The sequence below is a fragment of the Marinoscillum sp. 108 genome, from assembly GCF_902506655.1.
GTDB lineage: Bacteria > Bacteroidota > Bacteroidia > Cytophagales > Cyclobacteriaceae > Marinoscillum > Marinoscillum luteum.
The window spans coordinates 1295851-1313414 of record NZ_LR734808.1 but is presented as its reverse complement, the minus strand read 5'-3'; the positions used below and the strand labels follow the sequence as shown (position 1 = coordinate 1313414).

General features: G+C 44.7%; 12 protein-coding genes. 4 read left to right on the top strand and 8 right to left on the bottom strand.

What is annotated here, in order from left to right; all coding sequences use genetic code 11:
• Nucleotides 1-121 precede the first annotated feature (121 nt).
• Together GV030_RS05385 and GV030_RS05380 are read left to right on the top strand one after the other, a co-directional pair.
• Entirely contained in the window at nt 122-2101 is a 1980-nt protein-coding gene (locus tag GV030_RS05385) for a transglutaminase domain-containing protein (protein WP_159580535.1), read from the top strand.
• A 178-nt stretch (nt 2102-2279) separates the two neighbouring features.
• Nucleotides 2280-2768 carry a hypothetical protein gene (locus tag GV030_RS05380; RefSeq protein WP_159580533.1) on the top strand — a complete coding sequence of 163 codons (489 nt, stop codon included), beginning with the start codon at nt 2280-2282 and terminating at the stop codon, nt 2766-2768.
• An 18-nt stretch (nt 2769-2786) separates the two neighbouring features.
• Here GV030_RS05380 and GV030_RS05375 read toward each other — a convergent pair whose 3' ends face one another.
• From GV030_RS05375 to GV030_RS05365, 3 genes are read right to left on the bottom strand one after another with little or no spacing between them, the layout of a single operon-like run.
• The gene (locus GV030_RS05375) at nt 2787-3476 is read right to left on the bottom strand and encodes a DNA alkylation repair protein (RefSeq protein ID WP_159580531.1); all 690 of its coding nucleotides are present in this window, start codon (nt 3474-3476) and stop codon (nt 2787-2789) included.
• On the bottom strand, nt 3433-3957 hold the full coding sequence (locus tag GV030_RS05370; RefSeq protein ID WP_159580529.1) for a hypothetical protein: 525 nt from the start codon (nt 3955-3957) through the stop codon (nt 3433-3435). Before GV030_RS05370 ends, GV030_RS05375 begins: the two co-directional genes overlap by 44 nt.
• 32 nt (nt 3958-3989) lie before the next feature.
• Nucleotides 3990-4541 carry a YfiT family bacillithiol transferase gene (locus tag GV030_RS05365; protein WP_159580527.1) on the bottom strand — a complete coding sequence of 184 codons (552 nt, stop codon included), beginning with the start codon at nt 4539-4541 and terminating at the stop codon, nt 3990-3992.
• 111 nt (nt 4542-4652) lie between these two features.
• On the opposite strand from GV030_RS05365, the gene GV030_RS05360 reads away from it, so the two are divergent.
• Entirely contained in the window at nt 4653-6038 is a 1386-nt protein-coding gene (locus GV030_RS05360) for a TlpA disulfide reductase family protein (protein WP_159580525.1), read from the top strand.
• A 315-nt stretch (nt 6039-6353) separates the two neighbouring features.
• Entirely contained in the window at nt 6354-10214 is a 3861-nt protein-coding gene (locus tag GV030_RS05355) for a two-component regulator propeller domain-containing protein (RefSeq protein WP_159580523.1), read from the top strand.
• Here GV030_RS05355 and GV030_RS05350 read toward each other — a convergent pair.
• The 5 genes from GV030_RS05350 to GV030_RS05330 form a co-directional block, all read right to left on the bottom strand.
• The gene (locus GV030_RS05350; RefSeq protein ID WP_159580521.1) at nt 10211-10423 is read right to left on the bottom strand and encodes an RNA-binding S4 domain-containing protein; all 213 of its coding nucleotides are present in this window, start codon (nt 10421-10423) and stop codon (nt 10211-10213) included. The genes GV030_RS05355 and GV030_RS05350 overlap by 4 nt on opposite strands.
• A 58-nt stretch (nt 10424-10481) precedes the next feature.
• The gene (locus tag GV030_RS05345) at nt 10482-11891 is read right to left on the bottom strand and encodes a PAS domain S-box protein (RefSeq protein WP_159580519.1); all 1410 of its coding nucleotides are present in this window, start codon (nt 11889-11891) and stop codon (nt 10482-10484) included.
• A complete protein-coding gene (locus GV030_RS05340; protein ID WP_159580517.1) occupies nt 11891-12328 on the bottom strand; it encodes a response regulator in 438 nt (145 codons plus the stop codon). The genes GV030_RS05345 and GV030_RS05340 overlap by 1 nt, the downstream gene beginning before the upstream one ends.
• Nucleotides 12325-13836 (bottom strand): ATP-binding protein, encoded by a 1512-nt coding sequence (locus GV030_RS05335; protein ID WP_159580515.1) that lies wholly within the window; start codon nt 13834-13836, stop codon nt 12325-12327. Before GV030_RS05335 ends, GV030_RS05340 begins: the two co-directional genes overlap by 4 nt.
• Nucleotides 13837-13954: 118 nt before the next feature.
• Nucleotides 13955-17314, bottom strand: coding sequence for a PAS domain S-box protein (locus GV030_RS05330; protein ID WP_159580513.1), 3360 nt, complete (start codon nt 17312-17314; stop codon nt 13955-13957).
• Between the last annotated feature and the right edge of the window lie 250 nt (nt 17315-17564).

Genomic DNA, 17564 nt, shown 5'->3' with positions numbered 1-17564 from the left:
TCCCTTGCCGGACGCGGCAGATTTCACTACTTTAGTTCTATTCACAGCTTGAACATACGCCCGGTAGCCTAGTGTATGCTTCGATTAAAAGCCATCCGGATATATAAAACTAAAATCAGAATTGTCAAGAAGTCTAACCTTGTTTCTAATCATCATATCAACTATCGCTTTTGGTCAAAAAAGAATGGTATCGATAAACCAAGAGTATGAAAAGGCTCCTTCCTCCATTGCAAGGTCACCGATTAAACTTGCACAATATCTGACGGAAAATGATTCATCTGAATTTCAACAAGCACTTAACATTTATACTTGGATTGTCAACAATATAAAATATGATGTTAAGGCTTTAGAAAGCATCAAATCAAAGACCTATTCTCCCAAACAAACTTTAAAAAGGAAAAAAGGAATTTGTTATCAATATTCAGCTCTATTTGCTTCCCTATGTCAAAACGCAGGAATTTCTTCAAGAGAAGTTATTGGCTATAGTCGAGGTTTTATCTATCATGAGGATGATCCTTTTTTTGAAGCGGATCATTCATGGAATGGTGTCAAGCTAGACTCTTCGTGGTACTTGGTAGATGCAACTTGGGGAAGCGGAGTACTGCATCAAAAAAAACGATGGTTCAAAGAATTGCAATTTCGGTGGTTCAAAAAACCGTATATAAATGATAAATACAAATTTAAACTTCAACCCAACTACGATTATTTCTTAGTAAACCCAAAGTCTTTGATTACCGATCACTTACCAGTTGATCCAAACTGGCAACTAGTGGATTTTCCGATTTCTATCATAACGTTTGAATCCTCTGCATGGAAATCATATTTGGATAGAATCGACAGTCTTTATCAAAAACAAATCGACTCTACAGAATATGTCATGAAATTGGATAAGTATGAGTATTTATCAGACCTTCAGTATCTCCAATCAACAGCGGAACAGAGTTACTTATTCAATCCGAAAAATTCAAAACTTACTGGACTATCATCCTACTCAATTGCTAAGTCATATGAGAACGCATCTGGAAGTTTGACCAAACGAACTGAAGCATATGGACATGCCATTAAATTGCATAAACTAGCCATTTCTCACCTAAAACGACATCAGAAAACCGCAACTTCAGAGTCGAAAGAACTAACGAGAATAGTAAAAATCAGGATTTCAAATGAACTCACTCAACCAATAAATAGAAGAGTTAAGGCAAATGATCTTCAGAGTAAAGCAGCTTTATCGTTTTTAAATAAGGAACAGAAAATATTTAACAATCATAAAGGTCAAATTCTCAAACTTCAGAAAGCCATTGCCAGAGGATATCGGCCGTTTGTAAGGCCAACTCCCTCAAGAATTGAAAAACCAGAATTAGTTGAGAAAAATAAGTCTGAAATTGAAAATGCCTTGACCAGTGTAAGTAACTATCAAGATTCAGTTCGTACACTAATCAAAAGCATACATCTGTGCACAGAGGTTAAGAGGCCACTTCAGAAAGAGATTGTGAGTCAATATCGAAAATTGCCTGATTATTTTACCACTAATATGAAGTTCATTACTCAAAACCTGGGCCTGAATGAAGTAAGTAAATCAATGCAAGCTATTGATTCAATAGGTCAAATCATCGACAGTTTGAGTATTGAGATTAAGTTGATTGATCGACGAGTCCGACAAGAAAAGAGTTTAATTAAACAGTTACACTCTTCCATAATCTCTCAATCCGCTAAAATGCAAAAAATGATCATTCAAAACTGTCAGCTATCCAAAAAGGAAACTTGTGAAGGAGTTTTATACGACTCCCTGAGCCAAGGACTTAAATCGATATATGAAGATAAACTGCATCTTGAAAGCGAATATCTTCAGACTGCAGAATATGATGGGGAGATAAATCGGAGACTGAAAGAAATTACTGAAGAAGTTAATGAAGTTCTGATTACAGACTCGAAGTGTATTTCATTATTTCAAGAAAGAAGATTGAGTGGAATATCCTTCAAATTGCAAAAGACCTTATTTGAAACCGACCAATTGATTGATGACAGTCAGAAAAGCGTCAGGAGATTAGGTTCAAAAGTATTCAAGCTTGAAAATGAGATCAGAAGGAGTAAAAGCATGTAACAAAACGATATGGCCCATGCCTATTCTGAGTTACTTGAAACTGATTCGCAAATCTGTTAGATTGTAGGTTATAATAGTTCAGGAGCACAAACCTCAGTGCTTCTAGTAACTGGGGCGCATACTCATTTTAGTTGAATTCCAGGGGTTAAACCAGAGCTCTCACATAAAATTTGAAACTATGAGACAATTGATGATTGTACTAATTATTCTTTCCTGCCTCACTGGATGTAAGGAGGAAAATACCGATGGGATTTTTGTGAGCATGAATGTTTTTCTATCATTAAAAAATGATTCAGGGGCTGATCTTTTAAATCCCACAACCGAAAATAGTATCTCGGCAGATGACATTTCTGTCTACTATTTAATTGATGGGGATGAGGTGCTTTTCAATGAACCACAGCTAGACTATCCTGGAGGATTTGCCATTGAATTTGATCAATCCACTGGGATCTACATATTAGATCTATTTACCAGCGACCACACCAACAATGAATCCATTGCGACGACAATAGTGAAAATGGAGGGAATGGATTCCATAAGACTGGATTGTGAAGTCAAGAAATATTCAAACGGAAGTATGCAAGCAGTTAAGGTGTATTATAAGAACGACTTGGTTTGGGACAACGACCGTGATAAAAGTTCAAGGTATCTGGAAATCGTACTTTGATGAGGTTTCCCTCCGGGATTAGCCCCTTCTCTCAAATATTCTCAGGGCCTCCCGGCGGCTGAGTGGTGCCAGTGGTGTTTCCTCTACAAAGCGGATTACCCATTCGGGGTGGGTCTTGGCGTATTCGCGCAGCACCCAGCCAATGGCCTTATTGATGAAGAATTCCTTCGAGCCAAGGAGTCGATGAATGACAGAGCTGAGCAAGGCGCTATCTGTATCCTCCTTGTACTTCAACTGAAAGAGGATGGCGGAGCGCTGTAGCCAGAGGTGACCAGAGGAAAGCCATTTCTCCACATATTCCCCGCGCGTCTGCGGGTAGCGGAGCAGGTATGACCCCATGAGCTTATTGGCAATATGATCCACGGTATCCCACCAGGAGTGATGCGCCACCATGTACTCATAGAGTGCCATATCGGTGAGTTCTGGCTGGCGGAGGTACTTGCAAGCAAGCTCCTGAGCAAAGTGATGGTATTCCCGCTCCGGTTTTGCCCACAGGGCTTTTACCAGCCCAGGGAGGTCCTGCTTAGGGGGTAGGTAATTTTTATCAAGAAAGGGTTTTTGTACCGCTTTGCGTACCGGGGAGGTCAGCCCATAAAAACGAAATTGATTTTTGAGATAAGCCTCCTGCTGAGCGGCAATTTGAGGGTTGGCATGCCGCACAAATTCACTTTCCAGTGTGAGGAGATATTCCTGAATGGCAGCGTTCATTTAATCCTTCAGGCCTGAGAGTTCCGCGCGTTTCTTTGGGAGAAAGCCCCGCTTCTTCTGAGATGCGGTAGGCAGTAGGCATTTTCATCAGGAAGATGACCAGCACCACCAGCAGCACCGCCATGTTGTAGAGGTTGCCGGTGATAAAACATACCACCACCGCCACGAGTCCGGTGGCTTCATAGAGCCCCATGCGCACAATGTTGGCCGTTTGAAAGGCTGCCACTTTGGTTCTGAGATCAGTGCTTTGTGCCAGGCCTTGTTTGAGGGTTTTCTTAAATAAAACTGACGCCACTATGGCCGCAAAAAGGAGCACCACCGGTGGAAGATAAAGCAGAAATTCCTGATCCTGGGTAGAGCCGGTGGGGGCCTCGGCATTGAGTACCAATACCACCACACCGAAGAGCAGGCAGCCACCCATCAGGGCAGTGTGAATGATTTTGGTCGTTTTGAGGGCGTTGGATGCTGAATAGTTTTCCATGTGTTTTTTGAGTTTGGCTGAAGTTAATGTATTTAGAAATCAAATCTGCCTTGATGATCAAGGGCAAGCTGTATGTGGGCGAGGTGGTGACGGCAGTGCCAGTCATAGGTGCCGATGGTCTCTGCCAGGGTAAAAGACTTGCCGTGTTCCGGGTGTACGTATGTCTTCTGAAGGTCCGCATCAGAAAGTGCAGAAATGAGCTTTACCCACTTGCCATGAAGTCCTTTGAGCAAATTCAACGCATTGCTGATGTCATCATCCAGTGAGTCGGGGAGCTCAGCCCAGCGATCCTCGTGATAGGGCCGTATGGACGGAGATTCTTCAGTGAGGGCCAGTTTGAAGCGCATCATGGAGTTCATATGGCTGTCTGCACAGTGGTGTACCACCTGTTTGATGGTCCAGCCCCCCGGGCGGTAGGTCCAGTTGAGTTCCTGCTGGGAAAGCGAACGGGTCAGGGTGGCCACTGCTTCAGGAAAAGCGCCGATCGTATCTGTCCAGTGCTGAAGGTGGCTGGAGGTGATTGGTGCGGGTTTTGTGAACTTACCCACGGGGTACTTCAATTGTTCAATTGCTTCGGTAGTCATAGAGGTCCGTATTTGAAATCAAGGATATTTAATTATTAGCAATAAATAGCGATTGGTTTGTGGATTTTCTGAGGGGGAAATGATAATTTCAATCAACCAAAGTTCCTGACTATGATCAAACTAAACAACTGGGCCCAACTATCAGTGGTGTTACTGCTCTGGGCTTGTGCACCCCAGCCCGAAAAAGTGACAACTACCATCTCTGGCGAAATCATCAATCCGATAGGAGACGTGATCACTTTCCGTTTGGGAGGTGATCGGATTACCGACACGCTGGATGCGGATAATAAGTTTTCCACGACATTTGACATCACCACTCCTGTGGACATTGTATTTGGCCATGGGGGAGAGATCACCTACCTCTACCTGCGTCCCGGAGACCAGCTCTACCTCACGCTGGACCCGGCAGAGTTTGATGAGTCTTTGACCTATAGCGGCAAAGGCGCCGAAATCAATAACTATAAAGCAGCTATGGTGTTGCTCGGAGATTCACTTTTGAGCACAAGAGATTTGTACAAGATGCCGGAAGACCAGTTTCTGGTAGCGCTGGATTCTGTTTCCGCCATTGAGCTCGGTTATATGGCTGATTTCAACATTGATGATGCAGCGTTCATCGCCTATACCCGTGAAAATAGCAAGTGGTCAGACATAGTGACCAAAATGAGGTATGAGAGTGCTCACCGTTCTTTGCTCGACCTGGATTCTTTTAGTGTTTCTGACACTTATTATGATTTTCAGCTGGCGCTGGATGTCAATGACACCTCCCTGCTGAAATACCCTGCATTTAGATCTTATGTGGATGAAAGTATTGAAAAAGAAGCTTCCAGGGGCTATTATGCCCGGGCAGATGAATCCGAAGATTACTCTGGTTTTTATGTGGAGGCCATCAATGCCCTCATTCAGGTGCCTTCTTTGAAGGAGCAACTGATGTATGAATTTGTTTCGGACTCCTATTCCTATTTTCCTGTTGAGGTAAGGGACGAAATAGTAGCTGCCTGGAAAGGGCTCAATCCGGATCCGGAGCGGGTCGACGAGATTGATCAGATGATCGCTGAGTTTCAGAAGTTGGAACCCGGCAATCCGGCACCGGACTTCCGGTACGTGAGCATAGACGGGGACACCCTCACCATGGCAGATTTCAAGGGGAAGCTTGTGTATATAGACGTATGGGCTACATGGTGTGGCCCTTGTATTGCAGAGCATCCACATATGGAAAAGCTGCAGCAGCGATTTGAAGGGCAGGATGTGGCGTTTGTGGCGGTGAGTACAGATAGCTCGCCGGATCCCTGGAGAAAAATGGTCAATGAACGAAAACTCGGAGGTATCCACCTCTATGCACCAGGGGCATGGCAGTCTACCATTATTACCGATTACCTGATTCAGGGAATCCCAAGGTTTATTCTCATTGATCGGGAAGGAAATATCATAGATGCCAATGCCGCCAGACCATCTGGCGATATTGGTGATCAGCTGGAGGCTCTATTGAAGTCAGCTTAGGTAAAAGAATCAAAACGGGACTATCAGGTGCTATTTCTGGAAAGGGGTAGCACCTTTTTTGTGCCCGTTCGGTGGACGAATCCCATCGTTCAGCCATTGTGTGTCGTAGGTTTTAGAGCCTTTTGATAGCTTGCAGATATCCCCTGATTAAAGGCTAACGGTACAGGAAGATTAAAAGAAATTTTAGGAATTTTTTAATATTGATAAATACATCTTTCATCGATGTTTTGCTTAGGACTGTCTACTTTGCTTTGTAGGCTATAGGAAATTTGGATATATTTCTTTCAGAAGTAACACACTTTAACCCACTACCCCATGATGAGATTCCAATGGTGCAAACAATTGGTTTATATACTATCAATAGCACTTTTCGCGAGTGCTTTTGAAGGGCACACGCAGGATATAGATCTGAAATTTACCCATCTGAATACAGATGAAGGCCTTTCGACAGGCACGGTTAATTGTGTATTCAAAGACAGTAAGGGGTTTATCTGGATTGGTACGGTAGACGGGCTGAATAGGTACAATGCCTATTCCATCAAAATCTTTAAAACCGATCCTGATGATCCCACTTCTATTGGTGGAAACATTGTTTCAACAATCGCCGAAGATCATCTTGGCAGAATATGGGTGGGTACACGAACAGGCGGCATCAGCATTTTCGATTGGGAGACGGAAACTTTCTCCCACTACAGAAATACCGCAGATCCTCACTCGCTTTCAAACAACTACGTGCGGAAAATACTCATCGACGATCAGAAAAATGTGCTGGTGGCCACCACCAGCGGGCTGAACATCTATAACTGGGAAGATGACACATTTGATCGCCTGCTTCATGATCCGGCCGATAAATCTACTGTCAGTCATGATGCAGTATTTTCCATCGTTCAGGATGCGCCTGGATCGTATTGGGTGGGCACTCATTCAGGAGGTGTGGACTATTTTGATTTGAAGACCAGAAGTTTTAAGCACTACAATTATGTAGAAAACTATGACATGGGGTTAACCAATCGGAAGCCACTCATGAAGGACTCGTCCGGCAATATTTGGATTGGCACAGATGGGGAAGGTGCTTACCGATATAATCCTGGAAAGGATTCGTTTACTCATTTTGAATACAGCGCCAATAAAAACGAGTTAAAATCAAACATTGTCACCTGTTTTTATGAAGATGATTTGGGTAGAATATTCATTGGCACAGATGGAGCTGGGATCAATATCTACGATCCTCTCAAGAATACATTCTCCTATGTTCAAAGGAGCCTTTTTGACGAAGAAAGTATTAGCAGTGATGCCATCTATGATTTTTATAAGGATGATATGGGTATCCTGTGGGTGAGTACCTTCAGAGGCGGGGTGAATGTGTACAGTAAGTATCATTCCAAGTTTAAGTTGTATGTAGAAGTGCCGGGAGAGTCCAACAGTCTGAGCTTTAATTCGGTCATAGCCCTCCACGAGGGGCGTGATGGTGCTATCTGGATTGGTACGGATGGGGGTGGTTTGGATCGGCTCGACCAGGAGACTGGTGAATTCAGACACTTCAAACATTCACCTACAAACAGAAACACCATTAGTAGCAATGTCATCAAGTCCATCTATGAAGACCGACTGGGTTACCTATGGGCGGGCACCTATGCTGCCGGTCTCAATAAGTATAACCCAAGGACAGGACGCGTGGTGCGATATATGCCCGATGCAGATAATCCCAGAAGTCTAGGTGACAGGAACGTCTGGGCCATCACAGAAGATTATGAAAACAACCTCTGGATCGGTATGTTAGGTGCCGGGCTCTCGCGTTACAACCGGGAGCGTGACGACTTTGAGCATTTTCGCCATGACCCCAATGATCCTCAGAGCATAGGTGGAAACCTGATTGTGGTCTTTCATGAGGATAAGAATCGTCAATTTTGGATCGGTACAGAAGAGGGTGGCCTGAGCCTCTTTGATAAAGAAAATGGCACCTTCAGAAATTTTGGGCATGACCCGGAAAGTACCGATGGGCTGCTCAATAATAATGTCCGTGCTTTGCATGAGGACAGACTGGGACAGCTATGGATAGGGACAGCCAGTGGCATGAACCTGATGGATATTCGGACAAAAGTCTTAACTGTTGCCCCGGTGAATGCATTGTTGCCTAATCCGGTGGTGAATGGAATTTTGGAGGATGATCAGGGAAACCTATGGATCAGCACCAACAAAGGCCTTTCGGTTTATGATCCTAAAGAGAACACCATTCAGAATTTCTCAAAATCCGATGGCCTTCAGGGCAACGAATTCAACTATAGCTCCTCCGTACGATCCAGGAAAACAGGTAAAATGTATTTTGGAGGACTTCAGGGGCTCAATGCCTTCGATCCTCAGGAGATCAAGCTGAGTCCTTTTGATCCGAAAATAGTGATTACCGATTTGAAAGTATTTGATCAGTCCATTTCTCAGAAAGATACCCTGAATGGTCGCCAGATTATTAACAAATCCCTGGCTGAGATTTCAGAGGTTTCATTTACCCATAGAGAAAACGTAATCACCATTGAGTTTGCGGCATTGGATTACACTTCGCCCTTGCAGAATAAGTACCGCTACATGCTGGAAGGCTTTGATGAGTCCTGGGTGGAGGTGGGTGCCACCAAGCGCTCAGCCACTTACACCAATCTGGATCAGGGAGATTATGTTTTCCATGTGAATGGCACCAACAGTGATGGAGTGTGGTCCAGCAGCCCCCGAACGTTGAAAATCACCATTTTACCGCCTTGGTGGGCTACCTGGTGGTTCAGGTTGTTGGCGGTGGTAGTGGTCATTTCCGGAGGTGTATATGCCTACAAGTGGAGAGTGGGGCAGATCAAAGCCGGTCAGCGCGAGCTCCAGAGAAGAATAGATGAAGCCACGGCTCAGGTGAAGCAGCAAAATGAAGCGCTTCGTGAGCAGCAAGAGAGCCTGCAGGGAGCCATTGAGGATACCAATTTTGTAATAGGCGAGGCGGTGGAGTCTGGTGACTTCTCCGTGCGGATAGACGTGGAGTCCAAATCAGGTGAATGGAAAGCCCTGGGCGCTTCTATCAACCATTTGTTTGAGTCTATACTGGTTCCTTTCAATACCATCAACCGAATAGTGAATGCACTGGCCGATAGCGACCTGAGTATGCGCTATACAGATGATGCCAAGGGAGATGTATTGCAGCTAAAAGACAGTTTCAATAATGCCCTCGATAATCTTTCTGACCTACTCCATGAGATCATCGAGCAGGTAGATACCATAGGCACATCCTCACAGGAGATGTTTGTGGCTAGTGAGCAAATGAACCTGAGTACTGGTGAAATTGCTTCATCCATTGGAGAGATGAGTAGTGGGGCTCAGAATCAGGTGAGCAGGATCGACGAGGCTTCCAAGCTCATTGAGGGAATTTTAGCGTTTTCAAATAATGTAAGTCAGCAGGCAGACACCATTAATCAGGGTGCCTTGAGGGGAGTGGAGAAGAGTGACACGGGAAAGAAGCTCATTGAGAAAGTGGATCATAGTATGAAGGACATCATTGCCACCTCCAAAGACACCAATGAGTCAATCAATATCTTATCTAACAGGTCGGGAGAAATCTCTAGGGTTCTGAACATCATCAAAGATGTGGCACATCAGACCAACCTGCTCGCACTGAATGCGGCCATTGAGGCTGCAAAAGCCGGAGATGCCGGTAAGGGGTTTGCTGTGGTGGCTGAGGAAATAAGAAAACTGGCAGAAGACTCAGGCAAGTCTGCCAAAGAGATAGAAGTGATGGTGGTAGAAATACAAGGTGCCATCGGTGGTACGGCCAAGCTGATTGGGGAAATGAGCGCCAGTATCAAAGGGGGCGAGGAAGCTTCCAGAGATGCGTCTGCCTCATTTGATGAGTTGGCTACTTCATACGCGCAGACGCTCTCTATGTCAGAGGAAATAGTGAAAGCTACCAGTCAACAGAGCGATCACCTCAAAAAGGTAGTAGGCCTGATGGAAAGTGTGGTAGTGATCGCAGAGGAGACGGCTGCAGGCACTGAGGAGGTAGCGAGCTCCTCATCCCAGCTTTCAGCGGGCATGTCTGAGTATACTCAGCGCACACAGGAAGTGTCTGAGATCGTGGAGGTGCTTAAGAGTAAGGTAAAGAGGTTTCACCTGAGCCAGCAGGAGCCAATGGAGGAGTCGGGAGATTAGGCGATTATTGCTGCCTCGCTTCCATACTCTACTTTGTCACCTGATCTGAGCTTTTTTCTTCTTCTGGTTTCTACCTCACCATTGACAGTGACCAGGCCTTCATCTATTTGACTTTTGGCTTCACCACCTGAGGCTACCCAGTTGAGGATTTTCATTAGGTTATTGAGCTCAATATACTCTTCACCCTCTTGAAGTTTGAACGTTTCCATAGTCTGTGCAAGTTAGGGATTCCCTCGATCCTAATCTATACTGAAATCGAGGGTGGAGCTAGTAAATAGGGATTTCGATAGTCAGACTGGTTCCCCGTCCAATTTCGGAGTCCAGTTCAAATAGCCCACCCAGTGAGTGAATACGTGACCCGATAGCCTTCAGTCCAAAGATGGAATGGTCTTTTGCCAGGTTATCGATGCTGAATCCCACGCCATTGTCTACCACAGAAAGTCTGACAATGCTTCCTTCTAGTTCCAACGCCATGGTGGCCATGGTGGCCCTGGAGTGCTTGATGATGTTGTTGATGGCTTCCTGACTGATTCTAAACAAGATCAGGGAGATATTAGACGGTAGCCGCTTTCCGCCCAGATTCTGCACAAATTTGAACTGGATGGAGCCCTCAATCTGGTCCAGCAGCTGAGTAATGGCTGCTACATAGCCTTCTTTTTCTATCTTGGCGGGCATCAACTCGTGAGCAATAGTTCTCACTTGCTCTATCCCCTCATTGAGCACTTCCATACCTTTGACGAACCTTTCTGAAGCCTCCGTGTCAAGTTGATCAAGGGCAGTTTTTATGGACTCAAAATGCATGTAGGAAGTGACCAGGGTTTGCTGGAGCCCGTCGTGCAGATCTATGGAAATGCGGGTACGCTCCCGATCTTCCACCTGATGAGCGATGGTGAGCAGTTCCTCCTGAGCTTTCTTTTTATCAGAAATATCATTGACCAGTACCAGGCGTACGTTATTTCCATTGTGCGTCAGGATGTCACTTTTTATTTCCACTGTTATGACTTCACCGTTTTTCTTGGTATGCCTGAATACCCCTTTGTAGGGAAGGAGTACATCTCGTCTGAGTACAGTTCTCTCCAACATAGGAACTTCTTCAGGAGGTCGGATGTCCTTGATGGTCATGGCAAGGAACTCATCAGTGGTGTATCCATAGTGATCACAGGCGGCCTTGTTTACCTGGATGAATTTAAGTGTGTGAATGTCATAGACCCACATGGGCTGAGGGCTTAGATGAAACAACTCCGCATATCGAAGCTCAGACTCTTTTAAAGAGATCTGGTTTTTAGCCCGTTCAATGGAATAGACAATGCTTTTGTAGAGAATGGTAGCGTTGAGATCATCTTTGAGTAGGTAGTCAGATGCACCGAGAGCAAGTGATTTGATGGCAAAACCTTCACCTGAGAACCCGGTAAGAATGATGAGCGGAATTCCTTTTGAGATAACAAGTATCTCCCGTAAGAGCTGTTCTCCTGTCTTATCAGGTAGCGAAAGGTCGAGGAGAATGGCGTGAACCTCGTGATGATCTTCAGACAAAAATGATTTGGCTTCTTTGAAGTTGACCGCCCTATGAATCTCAGGAGCGAGAATCATGTCCTGCAGGAAATCCTCTACTAAAAAGTAGTCACCGTCATTATCCTCTACCACAAGAACTATGAGTTTCTTCTTATCCTTAGCCATTAGATCTTACTTTTTGGGAGTGTAACAACCTTGATCCAAAAGCGACAAAGGGTGGAAATAGCGTTGAGGAAGTCGCTTACTTCTACTGGTTTGGTGATGTAGCAGTTGGCCGCATATTGATAGGACAAGTGTACGTCTTTTTCAGACGATGATGTGGTCAGCATGATCACAGGAATATGTTTGACATTATCATCACTTTTAATGGCTTGGAGTACCTCATGACCGTTTTTCAGCGGAAGATTGACATCCAAAAGAATAAGGTCTGGTGCTTCTGAATTTTCGTGTTGATGGCGCTTAAATACCCAGTCGAGCGCCTCCTTTCCGTTTCGTACTACACTTATTTTATTTGCAATTTCGCTTTCTTCCAGTGCCTCAGTGGTTAGTAATATATCCCCTTCGTTGTCTTCTACTAACAATATGTGCACTGGTTTCCTCATAGGTTTTTATTGGTTGGAGTTCTCATCTTCGGAATGGTGAAATAAAAGGTGCTGCCTACACCCAATTCCGCTTCTACCCAAATTTCACCACCCAGGTTTTCAACTAATTTTTTGGTAATGGCTAATCCCATACCCGAACCCCCATGACCCGGGTCTACCTGGTGGAAAAGTACAAATATTTTATCAAAGTGTTCTTCTGAAATACCTAAACCGTTATCAGAAACCGAAAACTCCCAGTAATCATCATGAGTGGTAGAGGAGATGGTGATGATCGGGGATGTGTCGGGCTTGTTGTATCTAAGCGCATTTCCTACAAGATTCCTGAGGATTCGTAAAAAGGGAACCTGATAGAATTCAATGACAGGTAAATTATGGATGTTTATTTTGGCATTCTTGCCTTCAATATTTCGTTTTTCCAGCATGCACACCTCATTGACCATTTGGCGGGTATCTACCTGCTCAAGCGCGTCCTCAAGTATTCCCACACGAGAGAATTCCAGCAGATCCAGAATGATATGTTTCATGCGTATGGCTCCATCTTTGGCGAAGTGAATGTATTTCAGGGCCTTTTCATCCAGCTGATTAAGGTACTTTTTCTCAAGTTGATTGAGAAAACCAGTAATCATTCGCAAGGGCTCCTGCAGGTCATGTGACGCTACATATGCAAACTGCTCTAGCTCGCTGTTGGAGAATTCCAGCTCCTTGGCTTTTTTCTGGAGAGTTCTGTTGGCGGTTTTGAGATCTTTGGTTTTCATGGCCACAAGTGCTCTTAGTCGCATGGGCTGAACGGCCAAAAACCAACTGAATACCCCCAGTAGAGCAGAAAGGAGTATCCCCAACAAGGAAAAAGTCACAGCATTTACCCAGTATTGCGGCTGTTTCATTTTCACCAATATGATCCAGTTTCCAATGGGGACTGTTACTTCACTGTAGATACCACTATCAATGGTTTGATCATGCTGAAAATATGGATTGGATTCCTTACCATCTGTATTGATTTTTATCAGTTGATAGACGAATTGATCATTCATTCCTGTGGGGTCTATATTGAGGGCTCTTATGAGTGTCTCATGTCGGATAATCACGGCAGAAAACCCCCAGAACACTCCGTCTCTGGAGATAGGTACCCTGCCTACGATTCCCTTACCTCCCTGGATGAGATTGATGGGTCCTTCAAAATATAATTCACCCCTCAGCTTTGCCTGTTCGACCTCTTCCCTATGGGCAGAATTGTTGCCAACATTATAGCCGATAGTGGCTTCATTGCCAGCCAGGGGATAGGTATTGATGATGGTGTCCCCTTTCACCAGCTGTAGGGCATCAATGAAGGGGTTTTGACTGAGCAGATTTTTACAAATCGAATCAAAATTATCGCTCAGCAGATCTTTTTCCACCAGATAGGCCAATACCTTGGTAGCGGTGATACTGTGGTTGAGTGATCCTTCGAGCTGGCCCTTGAGAAAAATAGCTTCTCGCTCTGTAATGTGTAGTTCGGCAGCTTTCTCCATGTTATAGATCCTGAAAGCTATAATCTGAGTAAGGCAAAGAAGTAGAATAAAGAATGCCCACCCCATTTGTTTGGGAACTGTGACTAGCCGACCGAGGATTTTCTCATAGCTCAACATATCATTTAGGCAGGTTAAAATGAAAACTACTTCCTTCTCCGGGGATAGATTCAACCCATATTTTTCCACCCATATTATCGATGAGTTTTTTGACTACTGCCAGACCAATACCTGTGCCTCCATACTCTTCCTTTTGATGGAGCCGCTGAAAAATAATAAATATTTTGTCATAATATTCCGGCTCTATACCAATGCCATTGTCTTCAACTGAAAACTGCCAATAGGCCTTGGTGGAGTAGCAGGTGATACTAATAAAAGCGGGCCGTCCTTCCTGGGTGTACTTGAGTGCATTGCTGATCAGGTTGTGAAATATCTGAAGAAGTGGAGATCGAAAAGTACGTAGTGTTGGGAGATCGCCTATGGAAATATTGGCTTGCTTCTCTTCGATAATCTTCTTTTGCAGCGTGACCACTTCTGCGACAATTTCTTGTACTTCAATCAGTTCCAGATCGTCTTCGTGGCGCCCCACCCTGGAAAACTGGAGCAAGTCCAAAATAATCTGGCGCATTCTTTTGGCGCCATCCACGGCGAAATGAATATACTGATGGGCTTTTTCATCCAATGCAGTAGCATACTTGCTTTCTAGCCTGGTCAGGAAGCTGGTGACCATTCGTAAGGGTTCCTGTAGGTCATGTGAGGCCACATAGGCAAATTGCTCCAGCTCCGCATTGGAAGTGGCCAGATCTTTGGCCTGCTTTTCCAGGTTTTCGTTGAGAATTTTGAGGGACTGCTCGTATTCCTTACGATGCGTGATGTCGCTCATTGCACCCACCATCCTGATGGCTTTTCCTTCACCATCTCTTATCACTATGCCTCTGTCTACTACAAAAGCATAGCTTCCGTCTGATCGCAGGTATCGATATTCTTTTTCCCATTTTTTGGTGGTGTTGTTTTCCAACACATCGAAGAGGCTGGCCAGTACATCATCCAGGTCGTCGGGGTGAATGTACTTGCTCCAGAGAAACGTGCTGGACTGATTTTCTCTCATTTCGTGACCGAAAAGTGTTTTGAAACCCTCCCCCCAGAAAAGCGTGTCATTGATCACGTCCCAATCCCAAATGGCATCATTAGTGGCTTCAGACACTTTTTTGAAGCGGTCATTCGATTGATGGATGGCTTCCCGTGCTTTGTTTCTTTCCGTTACGTCTTTGAAATAAACAGTAAGTCCCTGCTCAGAGGGGTAGGCACTGGCCTCAATCCATTTACCCAAGGATTCATAGTAATCTTCAAAATTCACAGTGACCATTTCACTCAGGGCGTAATGGTATTTTTCAAAAGATTGCATGGACAAGCCCTCGGGAAAGACTTCCCAGAGATTCTTTCCCACAATTTTTTCACGTGGGGTTTGTGAGAGGGCTTCTGCTATGCCGTTCCAGTAGGTCACAGTGAAATTTCTGTCCGTGGTGAAAAAAGCATCACCGATACTCTCGAGGATCTGGTTTTTTTCATCAAACGCCTTTTTGAGGTTTTGCTCAGCTCTAATCCGATCGGTGATATCAGTATGGATGCCATAAATGGCTATGAGCTGACCGGTGTGATCAAATATAGGCCCGCCGCTTAAGTAAAAACTGACGGGCTCCTTGTGTTTATTGAGGAGTTCAACATCTCCTTTCCAATACCCTCCCGAGAGTAGTGTGGAAAAAACCTCTTCGAGTTTTTGGGGGTCGGAATAGACCGCAACAGAACCTTTGGCTTTTTGCAGGCTTTCAATTGTATAGCCCAAAGTTTCCTCCATAGCGGGGTTTAAATAAATACTCTTCCCCTGTGGGTTGGCTAGAGCAATCCCATCTCGTGAATTTTCGATTACCTGCTTAAACTTCAGTAGGTCTAGTTGGGCAATCTTCGTATCATGGATGTCCTGAAAACTGCCATATATTCTGATACATTTTCCCTGAGAAAACTCTGCTCTCCCTATGGTTCTGACCCATTTGGAATTTCCTTTGAATGTGGTGATCTGTAATTCTTCGTCCCACGGAGTCCCATTTTCGATGCACTCTTTTACACGGCTTGCTATGATCTCTCTATCGCCTTCCTTGAAATAGCTGATCCCGGTATCAAGATCCGGCTCGAAATCGGGCTCCACTTCCCTGATTTTCTTGGTAATATCAGACCAGTACACAGAGTTTTTAACCAAATCAACCTCCCAGCTTCCAATTTTGGCTAGTTCACTGGCGTTTTTGAGCAAATCCTGAAGTTCCTTTTGTTCGGTGACATCCCTGAAGTTGTCTACAATCCCATTAATGATCGGATCATGCAACATATTGGTAATGGTCGCTTCCATCCAGCGCCAGGATCCGTCCTTATGTCGGGTGCGGGAGGTATGACCTGGTATGGTCACCCCTGGGTTGGCCATTACTTCAGCCATTTTTTCCGCCACTCCTCCCACGTCATCGGGATGAACCATTTCAAACAGATTCAGGGATAATGCTTCGGCTTCCGTATATCCCAGTACTTTGGTGATAGAAGGCGAGGCGTAGGTAGGTATGCCATCAGGGCCTATGATGATCACAGCATCAGCGCCATTTTCCACAAGAGATCGGAAGAGGCTGTTGTTCAGGGCTAATTGTTCTTCAGCGCGCTTTCGATCGGTAATGTCTGCGGTTGTGACAAACACGCCCGTAATCCTCCCATTTTCATCAGAGACAGGTTTATACTTGATTTGGAAATGTAATAACTCTTGATCAACGGAAATGGAGAATTCTTTGGATTCCTCCTGGCCTTGAAGTACTCTTGAGTACAATTCTTCCAGAGGTTTTCTTTGCTCTGATGTTACATGATCGAGAATCAAGTCGCCTTTTCTGATGACTTTCCCCAGGTAGGCACCAAATTTTTTTAAGAATTGCTCATTGTAGTTTATTACGCGCAGGTCCTTGTTGAGCAGCACAAAGCTTTCTTCGGTGTTATTGTTCAATAACGATAATAGGCGCTCCGAGTCTTCACGCAGGGCATGATCCGCCGCCAAGGGCTTACTGGTTTCCGAAAGAACCTTTCTTGACGTAATATCAGAGATCATGCAGTCCCAAACCGTACTTCCATCTTTTTGCCTTGATGGGTTGCCAGTACCCCATAACCAAATAATTGAGCCAGTGTTGGTCTTTACCCGCCATTCGAACTCCCATTGAGTGAGTTTTTCAGCGGAACAAAAAAAAGATTGGTGCATGGGTTCCGAATCCTCCGGATGAACCTTTTCCCAAAAGGTAGTGGCATCTACCAGTCCCGATTTTGAGCCAAATAGGAGGGATGCCGCCTCATTGGCGAATACAATTTCATCAGTATGATCTGAGTGGAGCTGATAGCGCACAACTAACCCGGGAAGGTTATTGAGGATATCGAGTGTGATATGGTTTGTGCTATCTTTCATTCAGTATTCATCCACATAAGGAGGTCAATGCATTAATACTAGCAATTAATTCCTTTCGTCACCTTGTATTTCAGATACAAGGCACTATAAACCCGTTGAAGGGCATAACAGTTTCGTCGAGTTGTTGGATGTGTAAATATTGGTCGGAACTGCAAAAATATATCCGATTTGTGAAATCAGGACGTTATTCTCTAATTATTACAGTCCTAAGGAAATTATTTGAAATGGTTCGCCTGATGGGGGAACCGGG